The organism is Vibrio sp. Vb0667, from assembly GCF_033391095.1.
Genome location: NZ_JAWPOL010000428.1, coordinates 1 through 1023, shown reverse-complemented (window position 1 = coordinate 1023; position 1023 = coordinate 1). Strand labels below are relative to the sequence as shown.

At 48.9% G+C, this 1023-nt stretch carries 2 protein-coding genes; both read right to left on the bottom strand.

Translation table 11 applies throughout. The features are described 5' to 3' along the window. On the bottom strand, nucleotides 1-292 hold a 292-nt coding region (locus tag R8269_RS26435), incomplete at its 3' end, for a YbaK/EbsC family protein (RefSeq protein ID WP_318223063.1). Next, nucleotides 285-1023, bottom strand: a 739-nt coding sequence (locus tag R8269_RS26430) for a folate-binding Fe/S cluster repair protein (protein WP_318223062.1), incomplete at its 5' end; no start/stop codon positions are given. The genes R8269_RS26430 and R8269_RS26435, both read right to left, overlap by 8 nt.

The following is a 1023-nucleotide window of genomic DNA, read 5'->3' as shown; positions in this document are numbered from 1 at the left end:
AACCAGTGATGGCTTCTACATCGGCCTGGTCGACACAAGTCATGCGGCGACATTGCAGTAAAGCTCGTACCTTTTTGGGATCCACACTGCGATCACCAGGGGCGCAGGCGAGGGCGTATTGATTGCCCATGTCTCGCAGCAATATCGCTTTGACCATTTGAGAAGGGCGAATGCCGCGTTGTTGCGCGGCATCCTCAATTGTTGTGGCTGGTCTTTGATGCGGAAGCAGACGAAACGTGATGTTTTGGTCGGCAAGAAACTGCATCAAAGGAGTATGAATGGCATTATTCATCATCAAGGCTGTAAGGCAATTCTGCGATGGTCCATTCACAATCAGGTTGAGACGACAAACGAAGGCGAGTGTCTTCATCCAGATTATTTGGTAACACGATCAAACCCATAGCTTGGTTATCACTGAATTGATAGTGAGCCAGTAACGTGCCGACTGAGCGCCAGTTGTCGCCTACGCTGCGTTCTAGTTCAATCGCATCATCGTTTAACGCGGTCGACGTTACGCCTTTCACGATGTACATAGCGCGCTTGTTTGTGCCGCGGTATTTCGCTCGAGCTACGGTTTCTTGGCCTGTGTAACAGCCTTTAGTGAAGCTAATGCCACCTAGGGCTTGAATGTTCAAGGCTTGTGGAATGTGCTCGTTTTGCGCTGTGGCAGAAACGAATGGCAGTGCAGATTCAATGTCGAAACGAGTCCAAAGCTCGTGTGTTGTCAGCGTTGCATTGCTGTTTTCGATCAGTGCTTGCGCCGCTTCTTCTGTCACAACAAGTAACCAACGGTTCGCCTCTACTTTTACCGCAGTGCCGCCATTGATGATGCGTACATCACCGGCATCTTCATTTAAAGCAGACACAAACGCATCGGCGTTGACACCTGCAACGCCAAGAATCACATCGTTAGATTCTTCAATCGTGACTTTGGAAAATACGGCGTATTTTTTTATTTCTTTCAGTTCGATTTCAATCGCAGATTTCGGCTGGATCATGCCGTAGCCATCACCATGATGGAAC